Genomic DNA, 20482 nt, shown 5'->3' on the forward strand with positions numbered 1-20482 from the left:
CCCCATCGGCCTCCGGTCGGGACTTCGCTTGCGACCGGAACGGTAGGCCGGGCGCCGATGTACGACGCACGGCTGACCTCGGAAGCGACGAAAGGAGGACCCGGCGCCCGGTTCGTCCCAGGCCGTCAGAAAAGCGCGGCGGTGAACATCGCGGTGAGCCGCCGGGTCAGATCCGCCGGGTCGTCCTGGAGCGCGTCGAGGCCGATGAGCCGCCGCGCCGGCGCCCCGCCCATGATGAGGACGGCCGCCAGCGTCGCCCGCGCCCGCGCGTCCGGCCCGGAGAGCTGCGCGGCGAGCGGTTCGATCACCCGCTCGGTCAGGTACCCGCTCAGAACGCGCTGGACCTCCGGGTCGCCGATCGAGCGGTCCACGATGCGCGGGAAGCGCGACTGCGGACGGCTGCGCGTCTGCCGGACGACGTGCTCGGCCAGCCGGCGCGGCAGCCCGGCGGGGTCGCCCGCGATGGCCTGGGGGAGCGTCGACTCGTCCGCGATGACCTCGGCGAACAGCTGCGCCTTGGTGCCGAAGTACCGGTTGACGAGCGCGGGGTTGGCGTCCGCCGCCGCGCCGATCATCCGCAGGGTCACCGTGTCATAGCCCTGCGTCCCGAAAAGGTCGCGCGCGGCGTCGAGGATCCGGCGGCGCGTGGCCTCCCGGTCCCGGCGCGGACGCGGCGGATTCGCCTGGTCGACGGTGCGTGTCACGTGACGATTATCTCCCCGCTTGCAAGTAAACAACCGACTACATAACATATGTGCAGAACGCAGATAACTGAGCGGGGGACAACGCGTGACGCAGCTGGACACCGAGCGGCCGACGGCACCGGACGCCGCGCCGGAGTACTCGCACCGCCGCGTCCTGGAGATCCTCTCCGGGCTGATGATGGCGATGCTGACCGCGATGATCTCGACGTCCGTCGTCGGCACGGCCCTGCCGACGATCGTCGGCGACCTCGGCGGGCAGGACCAGCTCGCCCTGGTGGCCAGCGCGTCGCTGCTGACCATGACGGCGTCCACGCCGCTGTGGGGCAAGCTCTCCGACATCTTCGGACGCAAGCTGACGTTCCAGACGGCCCTGGTGATCTTCGTCGTCGCGTCCGTCTGCGCCGGGCTCGCGCAGAACATCGGCGAGCTGATCGGCGCCCGCGCCGTCCAGGGCCTCGGCGTCGGCGGCCTGACCGCCCTCGCGCAGGTCATCCTCGGCGACGTCGTCCCGCCCCGCCAGCGCGGCCGGTACGCCGGGTACATGGGCGCGGTGTTCGGCGTCTCGACCGTCGCAGGGCCGCTGCTCGGCGGGTTCATCGTGGACGCCGACGGCCTCGGCTGGCGCTGGTGCTTCTACGTCTGCGTGCCGCTCGCGGTCGTCGCGTTCCTCGTCATCCAGCGCGTGCTGAAGCTGCCGAAGGTCCGCCGCGACACCCGCGTGGACGTCCTCGGCGCGTTCACCATCACCGGCGGCGCGGCGCTGCTCGTGCTCGTCCTGTCCCTCGGCGGCGACCAGTTCGCCTGGCGGTCGGCCTGGACGTACGGGCTGCTCGGCGGCGCGGCCGTCCTCGCGGTCCTCGCGGTGGTCGCCGAGCGCGTCGCCCGCGACCCGATCCTGCCGCCGCGCCTGTTCCGCAACCGGACGTTCGTGCTGGCCTCGATCGCGTCCCTGGCCGTCGGGTCCGCGATGTTCGGCGCGATGATCTACCTGCCGCAGTACTTCCAGATCGTCAAGGGCATGAGCCCGACCAAGTCCGGGCTGATGACGCTGCCGATGGTGCTCGGGATGTTCGTCACGTCCACCTTCTCCGGGCAGATCGTGACGCGCCTCGGCCGGTGGAAGGCGTTCCCCGTCGTCGGGCTCGTGTTCGTCGCCGGGGCGATGTTCCTGCTGTCGCGGCTGCACGTCGGTACCAGCAAGGTCGTCATCGGCGCGGACGTGGCGCTGCTCGGCGCGGGCCTCGGCCTGACGCTCCAGATCCTCATCCTCGCCGCGCAGAACGCCGCCGGGCTCAAGGATCTGGCCGCCACGACGTCCGGCGTCTCCTTCTTCCGCAACCTCGGCGGCTCGATGGGCGTCGCGGCGTTCGGCGCGATCCTCAACAACCGGCTCCGCGACGAGCTGGCCGACGGCCTGCGCTCCCTGCACATCGCCCCGCCGTCCGGCGGCACCAGCCTGGGCTCGCCCGCCGCGATCCGCCACCTGCCCGAACCGTTCCACGGGCTCGTCGTCCACTCGTTCACCGACGCGCTGGAGACGGTGTTCCTCGTCGGCGTACCGATCGTGCTCGTCGGGTTCCTCGCCGTCGTCGGGCTGAAGGAACTGCCGCTGCGCGGCGCCGCGAAGCAGGCCCCCACGCCGCAGCCCGCCGTGCCGCCGGACGGCGCGCCCATCGCCGGGACGGTCCAGAGCGCGGACGGAACGCCCATCCCGGACGTCGCGCTCACCCTCATCGACATCGGTGGACGCCAGCTCGGCCGCGCCGTCACCGGACCGGACGGCGCCTACTCCCTGCCCACCCCCGCCCCCGGCACCTACGTGCTGATCGCCGCGACGCCCGGGCACGAACCGCAGGCCGCGACCCTGGCCGTCGGCGACCGCCCGGTCGTGTTCGACCTCCTGCTCGCGGGCGGCGGCGGCCTCGCCGGAACCGTCCGGGGCCGTGACGGAACCCCCGTCCCGGACGCGACCGTCGTCATCACCGACGCGCGCGGCGAGGTCGTCGGCACCGCCCGCACCGGCCCGGACGGCGGCTACGCCTGCGCGGACCTCGCCGCCGGCGCCTACACCCTCGCCGTCAGCGCCGACGGGCACCGGCCCGTCGCGCTCCCCGTCGAGGTGCGCGGCGACGGCCGGACCCGCCGCGACGTCGACCTGCCCGACGGCGCGCACCTGCGCGGCACCGTGCGCGGCCCGTCCGGCGCGCCGCTCGCCGACGCCGGCGTGACCCTGCTGGACGGCGCCGGGAACGTCGTCGCCCGCGCCCGCACCGGCCCCGACGGCGCGTACGCGTTCACCGACCTCACCGGCGGCCAGTACACCGTGATCGCCGCGGGCTACCCGCCGGTCGCGACCGCGCTGACCCTGGACGGCGCCGGAGTCGACGCGCACGACGTCCGCCTCGCCCACCCGGAGGATTGAGCATGGACGCCGAACTCCGCGCGGCCGTCCGCACCCGCGACGGCTGGCCCGTGCCGCACGCCGTCCTGACCCTCACCGACCGCGCCGGACGCCAGGCCGCCCGCGTCCGCGCCACCGCCGACGGCGACGCGGCCGTCCCCGCCCCGCCCGGCGGGACCTACACCGCGATCGTCACCGCCCCCGGCCACGCGCCCGCCGCCCGCACCGTGATCGTCACCGCGTCCGGCGCCGACCTCGGGACGATCACGCTCGCCCGCGCGGGCGCCGACCTCCCCGCCCCCGGCGCCTGGACGATCGACCCCGACCACTCGACCGTCGCCGCCGTCGCCCGCCATCTCGGCCTGTCCAGCGTCCGCGGACGGTTCGGGACGTTCGCCGGACGCGTCGAGATCACCGACCCCGTCGAGCACTCCACCGTCCGCGCCCGCATCGAGGCGGCGAGCATCGACACCGGCACCAAGCTCCGCGACGACCACCTGCGCTCCGCCGACTTCCTCAACGTCGCCGAGCACCCGTACATCGACTACACGGGCGACGGCCTGACCCCCGCCGGAACCGACCGCTGGACCGTCCGCGGACGGCTCACGCTCAACGGCGTCACCCGCCCGGCCGACCTGGACCTCGCCTACCTCGGCGCCGGACCCGACCCGTGGGGCGGCGTCCGGGCCGCGTTCCGCGCCACGACCACGCTGCGCCGCGCCGACTACGGCATCCGCTACAACCAGATCCTGGAGGCGGGCATCGCGGCCGTCGGCGAAAGCCTCAAGGTCGAGCTGGAGATCCAGGCCGTCCGGGACAGCTGATCAACTGCCCTTCAGCTGCCGCGCCAGCAGCGCCGCCGCCGCGCGGTCCACCGGGCCCGTGATGACGACCTTGCCGCCGGTGATCGGCATGTCCACGCGCGGCGCCGTCACCAGCTGCCCGTTGACGACGAACGCCAGATCACGGCCGACCATCCCGCGCGTCAGCCGCCCGAACGCCGTCCGGTCCGCCGAGCGCAGCGTCAGCGCGACGTCGTACGCCTGACCCGTCCGGCCCTTCTGGACGTGCAGGTCCGACACCCGCCGGATCGTGATGCCCTGCGCGAGCCGGTAGCACGTCAGGCCCGCCGCCGACTGGCCCGTCATGCCCTGCGTCCCGGCCGGGCACTGGCCCGCCGTCGTCTGCGTCACCGGATAGATCAGCAGCGGGGACGCCAGCACGATCGGCTTGGTCTGCATCCGCGCCACGAGGATCCCGCCCGTCACCGCGACCGCCGCGATGAGCAGGACCAGCGTCACGACCATCACGAGCAGCGCCGACCGGTGCTCGCGCGCCGCCCGCTGCGCGCTCTCCCGGCTCGTCCGCGGCGGGCGCGCGCCCGCGCGGGCGCGCTTGAGGTCGGCCGCCGCGCGCTGGCGCTGCACCGACCGCTCCCGGCGCCGCGCCGCCTCGTCGGCCGGGGACGGGTCGTCCGCCGGGGGCGACGGGTCCGCGGGAAGGGACCGTTCCGGCGCGGGAGCCGCCTTCGGCGTGCCCACCCGCCTGCTCCGCCGCGAACCGACCCGCATCATCACCTCCGTATAACCCAGGGGGAGCGACCCCCCTGGAACAGCGTCGCCCAGGGGTAGCGAGCCCCCTGGAACCCCCGCCGGGCGCGCACGCGGCATCCTCGCTCGCAGAGCTCGCTGCGGTGCAGCCTGCGCGCTCGCGTTCTCCCGCGGGCTCGCAGAACCCGCCCCGCGTGAGAACGCGTTCCCCGGCTGTCGCTCGCGGGTGTGCTACGTCACGCCTGTCCGTTTGTTCTGGGGACACAACCACACCTGGACGGCCGTCTGCAATTCTCCCAGGTGCGCGTCCGAGGCGCGAAAGGCTCCATCCCGGTGCGGGATGGAGCCCTCGCGTCCGTGCTAGATGCGCCAGGTGTCGCCGCTGCGCAGCAACTCGGCCAGGTCGCCCGGGCCCTGCCGCTCCACGGCCTCGTCCACCTGCTCGCGGAGCAGCTCGTCGTAGGACGGACGGTCCACGTCGCGGAAGATCCCGATCGGCGTGTGCTCGAACGCCGGCGAGTCCAGCCGCGACAGGGCGAACGCCTGCGACGGGTCGGGGTGGTGCGCGTCGTGGACGGCGATCTCCGCCGGATCCACGTCGGCGGTGGCCACGACCTCGAACGACCCGGACGGCGTCCGGCGCAGCGCCTTCTGCCCCTCCGCCCCGAACACGATCGGCTGTCCGTGCTCCAGCCGCACCGTGATGTCGTCGCGGACGGCCGGGTCCTTCAGCGGGTCGAACGCGCCGTCGTTGAAGATGTTGCAGTTCTGGTAGATCTCCACCAGCGCGGTGCCCCGGTGCTGCGCCGCCGCCCGCAGCACCGACTGGAGGTGCTTGCGGTCGGAGTCGATCGTCCGGGCGACGAACGTGCCCTCCGCGCCGATCGCCAGCGACAGCGGGTTGAACGGCGCGTCCAGCGAGCCCATCGGCGTCGACTTGGTGATCTTGCCGGTCTCGGACGTGGGCGAGTACTGGCCCTTGGTCAGCCCGTAGATCCGGTTGTTGAACAGCAGGATCTTCAGGTTGACGTTGCGGCGCAGCGCGTGGATGAGGTGGTTGCCACCGATGGACAGCGCGTCGCCGTCCCCGGTGACGACCCACACCGACAGGTCGGGACGGGACGTCGCCAGCCCCGTCGCGATCGCCGGCGCCCGCCCGTGGATCGAGTGGAACCCATAGGTGTTCATGTAATACGGGAACCGCGACGAGCACCCGATGCCGGACACGAACGTGATGTTCTCCCGGCGCAGCCCCAGCTCGGGCAGGAACGACTGGACGGCCGCGAGGATCGCGTAATCCCCGCACCCCGGGCACCAGCGGACTTCCTGGTCGGTCTTGAAATCGCGAAGGCTCTGCTTGCCGTCGGCCTTGGGCACGAGCGACAGCGCGCCGTTCCCGTTCAGAAGCTCAGTCACGGTCGATCACATCCCGCAGCACACCGGCCAGCTCCTCGGACTTGAAGGGCAGGCCGCGCACCTGGTTGTAGCTGATGACGTCGATGAGGAACCGCCCGCGCAGCAGCAGCGCGAGCTGGCCCAGGTTGATCTCGGGCACCACGACCCGGTCGTAGGACCGCAGGACCGGTTCGAGGTTGGCCGGGAACGGGTTGAGATGCCGCAGATGCGCCTGCGCGACGAGCCCGCCCGCCGCGCGGACCTCCCGGACGGCGGCGGAGATGGCACCGAACGTCCCGCCCCAGCCGAGGACGAGCACCCGCGCCGCGCCGGACGGGTCGTCCACCGCGAGCGGTTCGATGTCGGCGGCGATCCCGTCGACCTTGGCCTGCCGCAGCCGCGTCATGCGGTCGTGGTTGGCCGGGTCGTAGGAGATGTTGCCCGAACCGTCCGCCTTCTCCAGGCCGCCGATGCGGTGCTCAAGACCGGGCGTGCCGGGGACGGCCCACGGCCGCGCCAGCGTCTCCGGGTCGCGCGCGAACGGCTGGAAGTCCTCCTGGCCGGGCGCGGCGAAACCGGGCTCGATCACCGGGAGCGTGTCCACCTCGGGCAGCTTCCACGGCTCGGAGCCGTTGGCGAGATAGCCGTCCGACAACAGGATGACCGGTGTGCGGTACTTCACCGCGATCCGGGCCGCCTCCAGCGCCGCGTCGAAGCAGTCCGACGGGGACCGCGGCGCGATCACCGGGACGGGCGCCTCGCCGTTGCGGCCGTGCATCGCCTGGAGCAGGTCCGCCTGCTCGGTCTTGGTGGGCATCCCGGTGGACGGCCCGGACCGCTGCACGTCGATGACCAGCAGCGGCAGCTCGGTCGCCACCGCCAGCCCGATCGTCTCGGACTTCAGCGCGATGCCCGGACCGGACGTCGTCGTCACGCCGAGCGACCCGCCGAACGAGGCGCCGAGCGCCGCGCCGACGGCCGCGATCTCGTCCTCGGCCTGGAACGTTCTGACGCCGAACCGCTTGTGCTTGGACAGCTCGTGCAGGATGTCGGACGCCGGCGTGATCGGGTACGACCCGAGGTACACCGGCAGCCCGCTGCGCTGCCCCGCCGCGACGATCCCGTACGCCAGCGCCACGTTCCCGGTGATGTTCCGGTACAGGCCGGGCGCGTGCTCGGCGGGCTTGACCTGGTACTGGACGGAGAACGCCTCGGTCGTCTCGCCGTAGTTCCAGCCCGCCTGGAACGCCGCCACGTTCGCCTTCATGATCTCGGGCTTCTTCGCGAACTTCCGTTCGAGAAAGGCGAGCGTCCCCTCGGTGGGACGGTGGTACAGCCACGACAGAAGGCCGAGCGCGAACATGTTCTTCGCGCGCTCGGCGTCCTTCTTGGAGATCTCGTAGCCGGTGAGGGCGGTCACCGTCATCGAGGTCAGCGGCAGCGCGTGGACGCGGTACTCCTCCAGCGTGCCGTCCTCCACCGGGTCGGCCGCGTAGCCGACCTTGGCGAGGTTGCGCCTGGTGAACTCGTCGGTGTTGACGATGAGGTCCGCCCCGCGGGGGAGGTCCCCGAGGTTGGCCTTGAGGGCGGCAGGGTTCATGGCGACCAGGACGTCCGGGGCGTCGCCCGGCGTGAGGATGTCGTGGTCGGCGAAGTGGAGCTGGAAACTGGACACGCCGGGCAGGGTCCCGGCGGGGGCGCGGATCTCGGCCGGGAAGTTCGGCAGCGTCGACAAGTCGTTGCCGAACGCGGCCGTCTCCTGGGTGAAGCGATCGCCGGTCAGTTGCATGCCGTCGCCGGAGTCGCCGGCGAAGCGGATGATGACGCGGTCGAGCTGCTCGACCTGCTTGGTCACAGAGGAAGACCTCCTCGACGCGCGGCGTCCGTCCCAGGGGAGGCACCCGGGGAACGGACGCTGCTTAGGCTTGCCTTCATGGTATGTCGGGGGACCGGTGGTCTCAGCGGGGAACGGGAGGGCCGGAGGGACGAAGCGTCACCCGGCGGTCGGGCGGTTCCCGCCCGGCCTCGTCCAACCCGCGACAGTCCCCGCGAGCGGGAAAATCACGCACCGAACTATAGATAAGCCGCCACTGACGACCCGTCACCGGCCCCCGTTCGCTCAGCGGGCTAGCGCTCGGCGTCGACCGCCGTGAGCAGGCGCGCGACGTCGCCGGGGGCGACGGCGAGGCCGAGCACGCGGGCGTTCGCCGCGTACGGGTGACGGCCGGGCGTGTCCATCGCGCGCCGCATCCAGGTCCGCCAGCCGGGGCTCGTGACGGTGCAGCGCAGCACCAGCGACCGGTCGCGGGGGACGGGCGCCGACGCCGCGCAGGAGCCGAGCGCGGCGCCGTCGGCGGTGACGGTGGCGCGCAGCAGGGCACGCGCGTCCGGCGGGACGGTCCCGGGGGCGCTCAGCTGGGCCGGGACGCTCACCGTGCAGCCGTTGACATTCTGGTCGCAGTCGAGGAAGGAAAGCGTGCCGGTCGCGAAGCGCAGCGCCGGGTCGACCGCGCCGCCGAGCGCCGCCACGCGCGTGCGGACCTCTTGGCGGACGGCCGGGGCGTCGTCGCGCGGCGTCGCGGCGAACAGCGGGTCGCCGTGCCCGGCCGCCCGGACGGCGAGCAGCCCGAACGGGGCGGTGCGGGCGATCAGGTAGTCGGCGCGGCGCGTCCGCACCTGATACGCGGGGACGCCGCCCGGCGCGGTCGCTGACGTGACGCGCGGGTTCCCGGCGAGGGCGGCGGCGAGGGCGCGCGGCGCGAGGACGTTCCGGACGTCCACCCCGAAGACGGACGCGGGCGCCTTCGTCCAGCGGCCCGCGTAGTCGTCGGGACGCGCGGCGCCCGGCTGCGCGCGCCAGAAGCTCTCCCCGGCCTTGAGGTACGTCGCGCCCGCGACGGAGACGAGGTCGGCGGTCGTCCCGGCGGCCGTGATCGTGCCGGTCGCCGAGCCCCGCCGCGTCACGCCGAGCCGGATCCGGACGGGCTCGCCGCCGCGCGTGAGCGTCGCGTCGAACCGGACGGCGTCCAGCGCCGCCGCCTGCCGCGCCGCGGGCAGCCAGGCGGCCGGGACGCGCGCGGGCGGCGCCGCGCGCCGCGCGGGCTTCCCGTCGGACGAGACCAGCAGCGCTCCCGCCCCGGCGCCGCCCGCCGCGACGGCGAGGACGACCACGCCGAGCACCAGCCGCCGGCGCGCCTTCCGGGGCCGTCCGCCCGGCCGGTACGGCAGCGGCGGCAGCTCGACCGGCGGCCCCCCGAACCCCGCCTGCTCGTGCGGCGGCTGCCCGTAGGGCGCCTGGCCGTGTCCGGCCCACGCGTCCGGCGGCTGCCCGTGGGGCGCCTGACCGTGCCTGGCCCACGCGTCCGGCGGCTGACCGTAGGGCGCCCGGCTGTGCCCGGACCACTCGTCCGGCGGCTGACTTTGGGTCGGCTGCTCGTGCGGCGGCTGGCCGTGGAACGGTCGGTTCTGCGTCGGCGCGGGGCGCGCGTAGGGCGAACGCTCGTTCGGGAGATCGTCGGGCGGGAGGGTCCAGGAGCCGTCGGACGGCGGAGGAGGGACGGTCGTCATCCGGCGCGCCCTGCCGTCATGGATCGCGCTCCTTCCTCGGGACGGACACTGTGCGGGCACAAGAATGCCGGACGATCCGGGGTGCCCCGGGCCGTCCGGCACTCGTGTCGCGCGTTACTCCTGGTCCAGGTTCGTTTGCATGGTCTGGATGTCGGAGCTGGACACGCCGGCGACCTTGTACTCGACGTGCTTGTAGAAGGTGCCGCCCTTCTTCGCCCAGTCCGTCCAGGCGGAGCTGACGACCTCGCAGCGCGTCCACACCGGCGAGTCGCCGCTGACGGTGACCTTGGCGGTGCAGTTGCCGAGGTCCCTGCCGGTGAGGGTGAAGGCGGTGATGTTGAACCGCAGCTGGATCTCGGTCGGGCCGTCCAGCCCCGCCGGGGGACGGACCTGCGCCTCGACCAGGCACCCGGAGGTGCTGTTGCAGTTCCCCTTCTTCCACTGCGCGATCGACGGCCGCGACGACACGTCGAAGGAGTCGCCGAGCTGGCTCATCTCCTGCCGCAGGTCGCTGATCACCGAGTTGTCGGCGACCTGGACGTCGGCCTGGACGCGCGGGAACAGGCTCTCGTAGCGGATCAGCTCGGGGTCGTCGCTGTCGGTCAGGTACAGCGTCGCCGACCCGGTCGTGAACTTCAGCGCCTTGCGGCCCCCGTTCGTCGTCTTCACCGGCTTGCGGTTCAGCCGCGCGGCCTCGCGCAGCTTGTCGGCGATGACGGTCGGGGTCAGCGACGTCTTGAAGTTCAGCGTGAGGTCGGACGAGCCGAGCCTGCCCCACTGCTGCCCGCTGAGGAACCAGGACGGGTCGCTGGTGCTGGTGATCTTGTCCTTCCAGTAGGACGAGTCGGCCTTGACGAAGGTCTTGTCGTCGGCCGCCAGCAGGGTGACCTGCGAGCCGTCCCAGGTGATCGGGCCGGTCGCCCGGCCGCCCTTGGTGACGGTCAGCTCGCCCTGGAGCGTGTCGGAGCCGCTGGTGATGCTGCCCTTGTAGGTGAGGGCGCGCGCGGCGGCGACCTTGTCGGCGGCGGCGGTGAGCTGCTCCTTCGGCGACTTGCCGCCGGCCGCCACGATCACCACGACGACCACCGCGAGCGCGACGATCACCACGAGCGCGCCGACGACGATGGCGGCGATCGCGCCGCCGCCCATGCCGCGCTTGGCCGGCGGGCCGGGCGGCGGGGGGCCGCCGGGACCGTAGAACGGCGGCGGGGTGCCGGGGCCGCCGAAGCCGGGACCGGGCGGCGGGCCGCCGCCGAATCCCTGGCCGGGCGGCGGTCCGCCGGGCGCGCCGGGATTCTGCGGGCCCCCGGCCGGTGGCGGGGGCGGCGGCCATGAGGAGCCGCCCGGCGGTTCCCAGCCGGGGGGAGGCGGCGGGTTGCTCATCCGGTCACGTCCTTCCAGGTCATCTGACCCCAAAATGCATGTCTAGTCTGCATCAAAAGACGCGTCCTGTGTTCGCCGGGTTCAGGGGTGTCCCGCTTCGCGACAACCTCGTGATGTTCGAGATACTTCTGCACGCAGGCACTCCGGGAGGTCACAGGTGGGCGACTATTTCGACGGCTACGCCATCTTCGCGGCGCTGGCCGTGATCGGCGGCGCGCTCGTCGGCGGCGGGCTGGCCGCGAACCGGCTGCTCCGCCCGGCGCTGCCGACGGCCGAGAAGCTGACGACCTACGAGTGCGGCGTCGACCCGGTCGGCGACCACTGGGCGCAGTCCTATGTCCGTTACTACGTGTTCGCCTACCTCTACGTGGTCTTCGCCGTGGACGCGGTGTTCCTGTTCCCCTGGGCGACGGTGTTCTCGGCGCCCGGATTCGGGGGGACGACGCTCGGCGAGATGTTCGTCTTCCTGGGCTTCCTCGCCGCCGGGCTGCTCTACGCGGGCCGCAAGGGCGTCCTGTCCTGGGTGTGACCGGCGGCCCGGCCCGTGGGCCCGGTCCCCGGGTGCTGCAACAATGGCGCGCGTGAACGCTACCGTCCGTAGGAGCGCGCCGTCGTGAGCGCCGTCGACCTGCCGCCCCCCGGCATCGGGCCGTTGTCGCGGATCGCCCCGAAGCCCATGCGGTTCGTCCTCAACTGGGGCCGCCGCTACTCGCTCTGGGTGTTCAATTTCGGGCTGGCGTGCTGCGCGATCGAGTTCATCGCGACGTCCATGAGCCGGCACGACTTCATCCGGCTCGGCGTGATCCCGTTCGCGCCCGGTCCCCGGCAGGCCGACCTCATGGTCGTCTCGGGGACGGTCAGCGACAAGATGGCGCCCGCGATCAAGCGGCTGTACGAGCAGATGCCCGAGCCGAAGTACGTGATCTCGTTCGGCGCGTGCTCCAACTGCGGCGGCCCGTACTGGGACTCCTACTGCGTCACCAAGGGCGTGGACCAGATCATCCCGGTGGACGTGTACGTGCCGGGCTGCCCGCCGCGTCCCGAGGCGCTGCTGCACGGGATCGTCAAGCTCCAGGAGAAGATCGCGGCCGAGTCGCTCGGCGAGCGCTACACCGGGGACGGCGAGCCGGTCGCGCCCGCGCCCGCGCCGCGCGCGCTGGAGGCGACGGTGCTGCGCCGTCCGCTCGTCGCGCCGCCGCCCGAGCCGGCCGGGCCGGACGACGTGACCACGCCGCTCGCCGTCGTCGCCGACGAGACCGACGAGGCCCACGACCCGACGATCATCCCCGGCCTCGCCGACGACGAGCGGGGGAACCCGTGACCGACGAGCCGGAGGAGCCCGCCGAGCCGCCGGAGCCGCCGCACCCGCTGGCCGTCGTCTGGACCGACCGCTTCGCCGACGACGTCACCACCGAGGCGACCCACGGCGGCCTGTCGGTCGGGGTGCCCGCCGACCGCTGGATCGACGCGCTGACGTTCGCCCGCGACGAGCTGTCCTGCGGCTTCTTCGACTGGCTGACCGGCGTGGACGAGATGGAAGAGGGCTTCGCCGTCGTCGCGCACGTGTACTCGCTGCAGGAGCGCCACCACCTGCTCGTCCGCACCCGCGTCCCGCGCGCCTACCCGGCGCTGCCCACCGCGACCGGCGTGTACCGGGGCGCGGCATGGCACGAGCGCGAGACGTTCGAGATGTTCGGGATCGAGTTCGAGGGCCATCCCCACCTCGTCCCGCTGCTGCTGCCGGACGGGTTCGAGGGGAACCCGCTGCGCAAGGACTTCGTGCTCGCGTCCCGCGTCGCCAAGGCGTGGCCGGGCGCCAAGGAGCCCGGCGAGTCCGGCCACGGCGCGCCGAGCCGCCGCCGCGTGCGCCCGCCGGGCGTGCCCGACGACTGGGGTCCCCATGCCTGACCTGCTGGAGATCGTGCTCAAGCTCGCGGCCGTCGCCGCCGCGTTCGGCGTGCTGCCGCTGCTGGTCGGGCAGGCCGAGCACAAGGTGATGGCGCACATGCAGGGCCGCCTCGGCCCGATGTACGCGGGCGGGTTCCACGGCTGGGCGCAGCTCGTCGCCGACGGCGTGAAGTTCGCGCAGAAGGAGGACGTCGTCCCGGCCGCCGCCGACCGGACGGTCTTCAAGCTCGCCCCGGCGGTCGCGATCGTCCCGTACCTGCTGGTGCTGCTGGTGATCCCGGTCGGGCCGGACGGCCAGGTCGTCCTGGACCTCGGGCTCGGTCTGTTCTTCGCGCTCGCGGTGATGGGGATCGGCGTGATCGGCGCGATCATGGCGGGCTGGTCGAGCGCGAACAAGTACTCGCTGCTCGGCGGGATGCGGATCGCGGCGCAGCTCATGTCGTACGAGCTGCCGATGGTGTTCGCGGCGTCGTCGGCGGCGATGGCGGCCGGGACGCTGTCGCTGTCGGGGATCGTCGAGGCGTGGCACTGGTACTGGCTGCCGTGGCAGGCGATCGGGCTCGTGGTGTTCTTCGTCGCGGGCCTGGCGGAGCTGCGGCGTCCGCCGTTCGACATGCCGCTGGCGGACTCGGAGATCATCCTCGGCCCGTACACCGAGTACGGCGGGCTGCGGTTCGCGTTCTTCCTGCTCGCCGAGTACGCCGGGATCGTGGTGCTGTCGGCGCTGACGGCCGTGCTGTTCCTCGGCGGCTGGCGCGGCCCGTTCCTGGACGCCGAACTCGGCTGGTTGTGGCTGCTGGTCAAGGTGTTCGCGCTGGCGTTCGTCGTGATCTGGCTGCGCGTCAGCTACCCCCGGATGCGCGAGGACCAGCTCCAGAAGCTCGCGTGGGCCTGGCTCGTCCCGCTGGCGCTCGCGCAGCTCGCGCTGACCGGCGTGCTGCGCGTCGCGCTGGGCTGAATGCACCTCATGGGCCGATTTGTCGGGGTGCACCGAACGCGGTTCCACCTGCGCGGACGGTGCCCGTGAGACGCGCGGGACCGCCGGTACCCACCCCCGGCGCGCACCGGGGCACCCCCGGGTACGCCATCATGTCCACCGTGGGACGGCTACCAGGAGGCGGGCTGGCCAAGGGGCTGGCCGTCACGTTGCGGACGATGACGCGGCGCACCATCACGCGCCAGTACCCGGAGGTGCAGCCCGATCTGCCGCCCCGGAGCCGGGGCGTGATCGCGCTGTTCGAGGAGAACTGCACGGTCTGCATGCTCTGCGCGCGCGAGTGCCCGGACTGGTGCATCTACATCGACTCCCACAAGGAGACGCTGCCCGCCGAGGGCGGCGGACGGGCGCGCAGCCGCAACGTCCTCGACCGGTTCGCCATCGACTTCTCGCTGTGCATGTACTGCGGGATCTGCGTCGAGGTGTGCCCGTTCGACGCGCTGTTCTGGTCGCCGGAGTTCGAGTACGCCGAGTACGACATCGCCGAGCTGACGCACGAGAAGGAGCGGCTGCGCGAGTGGATGTGGACCGTCCCGCCGCCGCAGGCGCACGACCCGTCCGGCGAGCCGCCCAAGGAGATCGCCGCCGCCGAGAAGGCCGCCGCGCGCGGGAGGAAGACGTGACGGGCCAGGACGTGGTGCTCGTGCTGCTCGGCGCCGTCGCGCTCGGCGGGGGCGTGCTGTGCGTGACGACGCGGCAGATCGTCCACGCCGCGCTGTGGCTGGTCGTCGCGTTCGGCGGGCTCGCGGGCTCCTACCTGGTGCTGACCGCCGAGTTCGTCGCGTGGGTGCAGGTGCTGGTCTACGTCGGCGCGGTCGTCGTGCTGCTGCTGTTCGGGATCATGCTGACGCGCGCGCCGATCGGCCCCGGCGACGGGCTGGACTCCGAGAACCGCTGGGTCGCGCTGGTCGTCGCCGTCGCGACCGCCGCGCTGCTCGTCACCACGGTGATCCTCGGCTTCGGCTACGACCGCAAGGACGTCCACGCGGGCGGCGGCAGCGCGGACGCGCTCGGCTCCAGCCTGTTCCGGACGTGGGTGCTGCCGTTCGAGGTCGCGTCGGTGCTCCTGCTCGCGGCGCTCGTCGGCGCGATCGTCCTGTCCCGGACGGACATCGGCCCGAAGGACGGCGACTGATGCACATCGTCTATCCCGCCGTGCTGTCGGCGCTGCTGTTCTCCGTCGGCGTGTACGGGGTGCTCGCCCGGCGCAACGCGATCCTCGTGCTGATGGCCGTCGAGCTGATGCTGAACGCGGTGAACCTCAACCTCGTCGCGTTCGACGTCTGGTGGCGGGACCGGCTGCACGGCGGCCAGGTCCTCACGCTGTTCACGATCGTCATCGCGGCGGCGGAGATCGGGCTGGGGCTCGCGATCGTCCTGCTCGTCTACCGCAACCGCAGCACGGTGGACGTGGACGAGCTGACCACGCTGCGCGAGAACACCGCCGACGACACCGCCGAGCCCGCCGCCGAGCCCGCCGAGACCGTGGAGGCGGGCCGGTGATCGTCCTCGCCGCGCTGATCGTTCTGCTGCCGTTCGCCGCCGCCGTCGCCGGGCTGCTCGCCGGCCCCCGGGTGACGCGGCTGCTCGGCGGCGCGCCCGCGACCGCCGCACCAGAAGGCCACACTGTCGTCACCGACGCGGAAGCCGGTGCCGACCCCGACGCGGTCCAGGAGGGCGCCACCCCGCCCGCCGCCGCCCGGTTCGGGCTCCGCAACGGCCCCGCGCTGCTCGCCTGCGTCCCGGCGGGCGCCGCGTTCGTCCTCGCCGCGATCGTCGGGCTGACGCTCTGGCGCTCGCCGCATCCCCGCTCGGGCGCGCTGACCGTCGTGGACACCGGCGCCGTCCCGATCCGCGTCGCGTTCCAGGTGGACGGGCTGGCCGCGCTGCTCGGCGTCCTCGTCTGCGCGGTCGCGCTCGCGGTGCAGCTCTACTCCGTCGCGTACATGGCGAAGGACCCGCGCTACTCGTCCTACGCCGCGTTCGTGTCGCTGTTCACCGCCGCGATGCTGCTCGTGGTGTTCTCCCGCGACCTCCTGCTGCTGTACGTCGGCTGGGAGATCATGGGCGTCTGCTCGTACTTCCTCATCGGCCACCACTGGGAGGACCGCGCGAACTCCCGCGCGGCCGTGAAGGCGTTCCTGGTGACGCGGCTCGGCGACGTCGGGTTCCTCATCGGGATCCTCGTGCTCGGTGTCGGCGCGTCCACGTTCGACATCCCGACGCTGCTGCGGCGGCTGGACGTCCTGCCGCACGGCACGCTCGTCGCGGCGGCGCTGCTGCTGCTCGCGGGCGTAGCGGGCAAGAGCGCCCAGTTCCCGCTGCACACCTGGCTCCCGGACGCGATGGCCGGCCCCACGCCGATCAGCGCGCTCATCCACGCGGCCACGATGGTCGCGGCCGGGATCTACGTCGTCGCGCGCCTGTACCCGCTGTACCTGGCGGCTCCGGCGGCGCTGGCGGTGCTCGGCGTCCTCGCGGTCGTGTCGATGGTCGGCGCGGCGCTCGCGGCCCTCGCCCAGGACGACCTGAAACGCGTCCTCGCCTACTCCACGATCAGCCAGCTCGCCGTGATGGCGGCGGGCCTGGCGGTCGGCGCGAAGTCGGCGGCGATCTTCCACCTCGTCGCGCACGGCGCGTTCAAGGCGGTGCTGTTCCTCGCGGCGGGCTGCGTGATCTTCGTGACCGGCACCAACCTGCTCGCCGGGCACGGCGGGCTGCGCACCCGGATGCCGCTGACGTTCGCCGCGATGACGGTCGGGTTCGCGGCGCTCGCGGGCGTCCCGCCGGTCAGCGGCTGGTTCAGCAAGGACGCCGTCATCGAGGGCGCCCAGCACGCCGCCACGCACGGCGGCCACCTTCCGGCGCCCGGGCCGCACGACGCGATCTCCGGCCTCGGGGAAGGCGGCGCCGCCCTCTCCCCGCACGTGAAGCCGGGACCGATCACCATCGTGAGCGAGACCTGGACGATCCCCGCCATCCCCACCGGCATCGCGTGGCTGATCTATCTGGCACTGCTGCTGACGGTCGCGCTCACCGCCGCGTACGCCATGCGCGCCTGGCTGCTGACCTTCTTCGGCGACTACCGGGGGACGGGCGAGCCGCGCGAGGCGCCGCGCGTCATGTCCTGGACGATCGCCGCGCTCGCCGTTCCCGCCGCGATCCTCGGGTTCTTCGGCCTCGGCGCGGACGAGCTGCGCCCGCACCCGGTGTCGGCCCTGCTCGGCGTCGCGCTGCTCGCCGCGGGCGCCGCCGCGACCTACCTGGTGTGGAAGCGCGACCCGGCGGCCGACCCGGCGCGCGTCCTCGGCCGCGTCCGGCCCGTGCTCGCCCGCGCGTTCCTCGTGGACGAGCTGTACGCGGCGGCGGTCGTCCGGCCCGTCCGGCGGCTCGCGCACGGCGTCGCCGTCGTGGACCGCCAGGACGTCGACGGCGCGGTCACCGGCACCGCCCGCCTCACCCGCCGGCTCGCCGACGTCGTCCGGCGGCCCGGGGGCGGCGACCCGCAGTCCTATCTCACCGGCGTCCTCGCCGGGGTCGTCGTCATCGTCGCCGTGGTGGTGGTCTTCCTGTGATCCTGGTGCTGCTGACGGCGCTGCCGCTGCTCGGCGCGCTCGCGCTGCTCGTCCCGGCGGGCCGGTTCCTGCCCGGCGACGCGGCCGTCGTCCGGTTCGGCGCGGCCGTGTCCGGCGCGACGCTGCTCGTCGCGGTCTGCACGGCCGCCGTGTTCGACTACGGCGCGGGATCGCGGACGCAGCTCGGCGTGAACCGGTCCTGGGCGTCCTCGATCGGGCTGCGGTTCCACCTCGGCGTGGACGGCATCTCGCTCCCGCTCGTCGTGCTGACCGCGCTGCTGACCTTCCTGTGCTTCGTTCACCTCGCGCGGCACGCGCCCGCCGGGGGACGGACGCGGCTGCTCACCGGGCTCCTGCTCGTCCTCGAAGTCGGGATGCTCGGGACGTTCACCGCGCTCGACCTCGTCCTGTTCTTCGTGTTCTTCGAGGTCGTCCTCGTCCCGATGTACGCGGTCATCGCGATCTGGGGCGGGCCCGGACGCGCCGACGCCGCGCGCAAGTTCATCCTCTACACGCTGTTCGGGTCGGGCCTGCTGCTGGTCGGGATGCTGCTCGTCGGCGTCAAGGCCGGGACGCTCGACATGACGGTGCTCGCCGCCCGGCACGGCGCGGGGCTGAGCCGCGGCGTCCAGATCGGCGCGTTCCTGCTCATGGGCCTCGGGTTCGCGGTCAAGACGCCGATGTGGCCGCTGCACACCTGGCTCCCCGACGCGCACACCGAGGCCCCGACCGTGGGGTCGGTGCTGCTCGCGGGGGCGCTGCTGAAGATGGGCACGTACGGCATCATCCGCGTGGCGCTGCCGTCCGTCCCGCACGGCGCGGCCTACTGGGCGCCGTGGCTCGGCCTGTTCGCGGTCATCGGCATCGTGTACGGGGCGCTGGCCTGCCTCGCGCAGACCGACCTCAAGCGGCTGATCGCGTTCTCGTCCGTCGGGCACATGGGGTTCGTGCTGCTCGGCATCGCGACGCTCACGCCCGTCGGCGTCAACGCGGCCCTGTTCGGCAACATCGCGCACGGCCTCATCACCGGGCTGCTGTTCTTCGTCGCCGGATCGGTCAAGGAGCGGTACGGCACCGGGGACCTGCGCGAGCTGGGCGGCGGGCTGCTGTCGTCCGCGCCGCGCCTGGCCGGGACGCTCACCTTCGCCGCCGTCGCCAGCCTCGGCCTGCCAGGCCTCGCCGGGTTCTGGGGCGAGATGCTCGCGCTGCTCGGCGCCTACCGGCCGCACGCCGCCCTGCCGCGCGGGACGTTCGTGGCGTTCATGGCCGTCGCCGGGCTCGGGGCCGTCCTCACCGCCGCGTACTTCCTGCGCCTTCTGAGCACGCTCACCCACGGGACGCCGCGCGAGCCCGTCCCCGTCGGCGCGGCGCGGATCTCCGCGGTCGAGTACGCCGCGTGGGCGCCGCTCGTCGCCGGGACCCTGCTGGTCGGGCTCTGGCCGAAGACCCTGCTGGACGTGACCACCGGCCCGGTGCGCGCGCTGCTTGGAGGTGGCTGACGCCCATGATCCAGGGCATCGACTACGCGGCCGTCGCGCCGCCGCTGATCCTCGCCGCCGCCGCGCTGGCCGTCCTCGTCGCGGACGCGTTCGGCGTCGCGCGCCGCGTGCTCGGCCTCGTGACGGGGTCGGCGTTCGGCGCGGCGCTCGTCGCGGTGATTGCGCTCGCGGCCGGGGAGCGGCGTGCCACGTTCTGCGTGCCCGGCGGGCTGCGCGGCTCCGGCCCCGCGTCCTGCTCCTACGTCGCGGACGACTTCACGCTGCTGTTCCAGGGCGTCGTCCTCACCGCCGCCGTGGTCGTCGTCCTGCTGTCGCTGCGCGAGATCACCGACTCGCGGATCCCGGCGGGGGAGTACCACTTCCTGCTGCTGTCGGCCGTCACCGGCGCCGTCACGCTCGTCGCCGCGCGCGACCTCGTGCTGCTCGTCGTCGCGCTGGAGACGCTGTCGCTGCCGGTGTTCGCGCTGGTCGCGCTGCGCCGCTACGACGGCGTCGCGTCCGAGGCCGCGGTCAAGCTGTTCCTCGTGTCGGTCGTGTCGTCGGCCGTGATGCTGTTCGGCATCAGCCTCGTCTACGGCGCGACCGGCGCGATGCACCTGGATCGCATCGCGCCCGCGCTCGCCAAGCTGCCGTCCGACCTGGACCCCGTCGCGGGCGTCGGGATCATGCTGGTGCTCGCCGGGTTCGGGTTCAAGGTCGCGGCCGTCCCGTTCCACTTCTGGGCGCCGGACGTCTACCAGGGCGCCCCGCTGCCCGTCGCCGCGTTCCTGTCGGTGATCTCCAAGGCCGCCGGGTTCGCCGGGCTCGTGATCGTCCTCGCGCTCGGCTTCCCCGCCTACGGGCACGTCTGGGGGCCGCTCGTCGGGATCATGGCCGCGCTGACCATGACGCTCGGCAACCTGCTCGCGCTCCGGCAGGGCACCGCGATCCGGCTGCTGGCCTGGTCGTCGGTCGCGCAGTCGGGGTACATGCTCGCGCCGCTGGCGTCCGGCGCGCACCGGCTGCCCGAGGCCGTCGCCGCCACCACCGCCTACGTCGCGCTGTACGCGGTGATGAACCTCGGCGCGTTCGCGGTCGTCGTCGGGTTCCGCCGCCGGGCGGGCGCGGTCGGCGGCGCGGACGCCCTGGACGACTTCCGGGGCCTCGGCCGCCGCAGCCCCGCCGTCGCCGCCGCACTCGCGTTCTTCCTCATCTGCCTCGCGGGCCTGCCGCCCGGCGTGATGGGGCTGTTCGCCAAGGTCGTCGTGTTCCGCTCGACCGTCGCGGGCGGGGCGACCTGGCTCGCCGTGATCATGGCGCTCAACACCGTGATCGGACTGTTCTACTACCTGCGCTGGGCCGTGCTGCTGTTCGCCGAGCCGACCGGACGGCCGTACGCCACCGCCGTGCCGGGACTGCCCGTCCGGTTCGCCGTCGGGGCCGCCGCCGCCGGGGCCGTCGTGCTGTCGGTCGCGCCGCAGCTGGTGTTGCAGGCAGTGACCTCCGTCACCTGATACGGGAACA

Annotated in this window: 18 protein-coding genes; 12 read left to right on the plus strand and 6 right to left on the minus strand. The window is 73.3% G+C overall.

Features of this window, described 5'->3' with window-relative positions:
- Nucleotides 1-125: 125 nt before the first annotated feature.
- Nucleotides 126-704 (minus strand): TetR/AcrR family transcriptional regulator, encoded by a 579-nt coding sequence (locus tag GQ466_RS00790; RefSeq protein WP_337193259.1) that lies wholly within the window; start codon nucleotides 702-704, stop codon nucleotides 126-128.
- A gap of 85 nt (nucleotides 705-789) precedes the next feature.
- On the opposite strand from GQ466_RS00790, the gene GQ466_RS32555 reads away from it, so the two are divergent.
- Both GQ466_RS32555 and GQ466_RS00800 read left to right on the plus strand, forming a co-directional pair.
- Nucleotides 790-3126 (plus strand): MFS transporter, encoded by a 2337-nt coding sequence (locus tag GQ466_RS32555; protein ID WP_337193260.1) that lies wholly within the window; start codon nucleotides 790-792, stop codon nucleotides 3124-3126.
- A gap of 2 nt (nucleotides 3127-3128) precedes the next feature.
- Entirely contained in the window at nucleotides 3129-3929 is an 801-nt protein-coding gene (locus tag GQ466_RS00800) for a YceI family protein (protein WP_161100861.1), read from the plus strand.
- On the opposite strand, the gene GQ466_RS00805 is transcribed toward GQ466_RS00800, so the two are convergent.
- The 5 genes from GQ466_RS00805 to GQ466_RS00825 all read right to left on the minus strand — a co-directional run bounded on the left by GQ466_RS00805 (nucleotide 3930) and on the right by GQ466_RS00825 (nucleotide 11000).
- A complete protein-coding gene (locus GQ466_RS00805) occupies nucleotides 3930-4646 on the minus strand; it encodes a SecDF P1 head subdomain-containing protein (RefSeq protein ID WP_337193261.1) in 717 nt (238 codons plus the stop codon).
- Nucleotides 4647-5015: 369 nt separating this feature from the next.
- Nucleotides 5016-6071, minus strand: a complete 1056-nt coding sequence (locus tag GQ466_RS00810) for a 2-oxoacid:ferredoxin oxidoreductase subunit beta (protein ID WP_337193262.1) — start codon at nucleotides 6069-6071, stop codon at nucleotides 5016-5018.
- Nucleotides 6064-7905 carry a 2-oxoacid:acceptor oxidoreductase subunit alpha gene (locus GQ466_RS00815; protein ID WP_161100863.1) on the minus strand — a complete coding sequence of 614 codons (1842 nt, stop codon included), beginning with the start codon at nucleotides 7903-7905 and terminating at the stop codon, nucleotides 6064-6066. Before GQ466_RS00815 ends, GQ466_RS00810 begins: the two co-directional genes overlap by 8 nt.
- A 272-nt stretch (nucleotides 7906-8177) precedes the next feature.
- Entirely contained in the window at nucleotides 8178-9617 is a 1440-nt protein-coding gene (locus GQ466_RS00820) for a hypothetical protein (protein WP_161100864.1), read from the minus strand.
- A gap of 114 nt (nucleotides 9618-9731) precedes the next feature.
- Nucleotides 9732-11000, minus strand: coding sequence for a hypothetical protein (locus GQ466_RS00825; RefSeq protein WP_161100865.1), 1269 nt, complete (start codon nucleotides 10998-11000; stop codon nucleotides 9732-9734).
- 157 nt (nucleotides 11001-11157) lie between these two features.
- Here GQ466_RS00825 and GQ466_RS00830 point away from each other — a divergent pair, with 157 nt between their 5' ends.
- The 10 genes from GQ466_RS00830 (at nucleotide 11158) to GQ466_RS00875 (ending at nucleotide 20472) form a co-directional block, all read left to right on the plus strand.
- Nucleotides 11158-11529 (plus strand): NADH-quinone oxidoreductase subunit A, encoded by a 372-nt coding sequence (locus tag GQ466_RS00830; protein ID WP_161100866.1) that lies wholly within the window; start codon nucleotides 11158-11160, stop codon nucleotides 11527-11529.
- 84 nt (nucleotides 11530-11613) lie between these two features.
- A complete protein-coding gene (locus tag GQ466_RS33225; protein WP_337193263.1) occupies nucleotides 11614-12321 on the plus strand; it encodes an NADH-quinone oxidoreductase subunit B in 708 nt (235 codons plus the stop codon).
- Entirely contained in the window at nucleotides 12318-12908 is a 591-nt protein-coding gene (locus GQ466_RS00840) for an NADH-quinone oxidoreductase subunit C (RefSeq protein ID WP_337193264.1), read from the plus strand. The genes GQ466_RS33225 and GQ466_RS00840 overlap by 4 nt, the downstream gene beginning before the upstream one ends.
- Nucleotides 12901-13866, plus strand: coding sequence for a complex I subunit 1/NuoH family protein (locus GQ466_RS00845; RefSeq protein ID WP_161100867.1), 966 nt, complete (start codon nucleotides 12901-12903; stop codon nucleotides 13864-13866). The genes GQ466_RS00840 and GQ466_RS00845 overlap by 8 nt, the downstream gene beginning before the upstream one ends.
- Before the next feature lie 131 nt (nucleotides 13867-13997).
- The gene (locus GQ466_RS00850) at nucleotides 13998-14528 is read left to right on the plus strand and encodes a 4Fe-4S binding protein (RefSeq protein WP_237417566.1); all 531 of its coding nucleotides are present in this window, start codon (nucleotides 13998-14000) and stop codon (nucleotides 14526-14528) included.
- The gene (locus tag GQ466_RS00855) at nucleotides 14525-15040 is read left to right on the plus strand and encodes an NADH-quinone oxidoreductase subunit J (protein WP_161100868.1); all 516 of its coding nucleotides are present in this window, start codon (nucleotides 14525-14527) and stop codon (nucleotides 15038-15040) included. The genes GQ466_RS00850 and GQ466_RS00855 overlap by 4 nt, the downstream gene beginning before the upstream one ends.
- Entirely contained in the window at nucleotides 15040-15408 is a 369-nt protein-coding gene (gene nuoK, locus GQ466_RS00860; RefSeq protein ID WP_161100869.1) for an NADH-quinone oxidoreductase subunit NuoK, read from the plus strand. The genes GQ466_RS00855 and nuoK overlap by 1 nt, the downstream gene beginning before the upstream one ends.
- Nucleotides 15405-17480, plus strand: coding sequence for a proton-conducting transporter transmembrane domain-containing protein (locus tag GQ466_RS00865; protein ID WP_161100870.1), 2076 nt, complete (start codon nucleotides 15405-15407; stop codon nucleotides 17478-17480). The genes nuoK and GQ466_RS00865 overlap by 4 nt, the downstream gene beginning before the upstream one ends.
- Nucleotides 17477-18979, plus strand: a complete 1503-nt coding sequence (locus GQ466_RS00870; RefSeq protein WP_161100871.1) for an NADH-quinone oxidoreductase subunit M — start codon at nucleotides 17477-17479, stop codon at nucleotides 18977-18979. The genes GQ466_RS00865 and GQ466_RS00870 overlap by 4 nt, the downstream gene beginning before the upstream one ends.
- A gap of 5 nt (nucleotides 18980-18984) precedes the next feature.
- Complete coding sequence (locus GQ466_RS00875; RefSeq protein WP_161100872.1) at nucleotides 18985-20472, plus strand: NADH-quinone oxidoreductase subunit N; 1488 nt, start codon at nucleotides 18985-18987, stop codon at nucleotides 20470-20472.
- The last annotated feature ends 10 nt before the right edge of the window (nucleotides 20473-20482 follow it).

Origin of the sequence: Actinomadura rayongensis, assembly GCF_009831215.1 — a bacterium.
GTDB lineage: Bacteria > Actinomycetota > Actinomycetes > Streptosporangiales > Streptosporangiaceae > Spirillospora > Spirillospora rayongensis.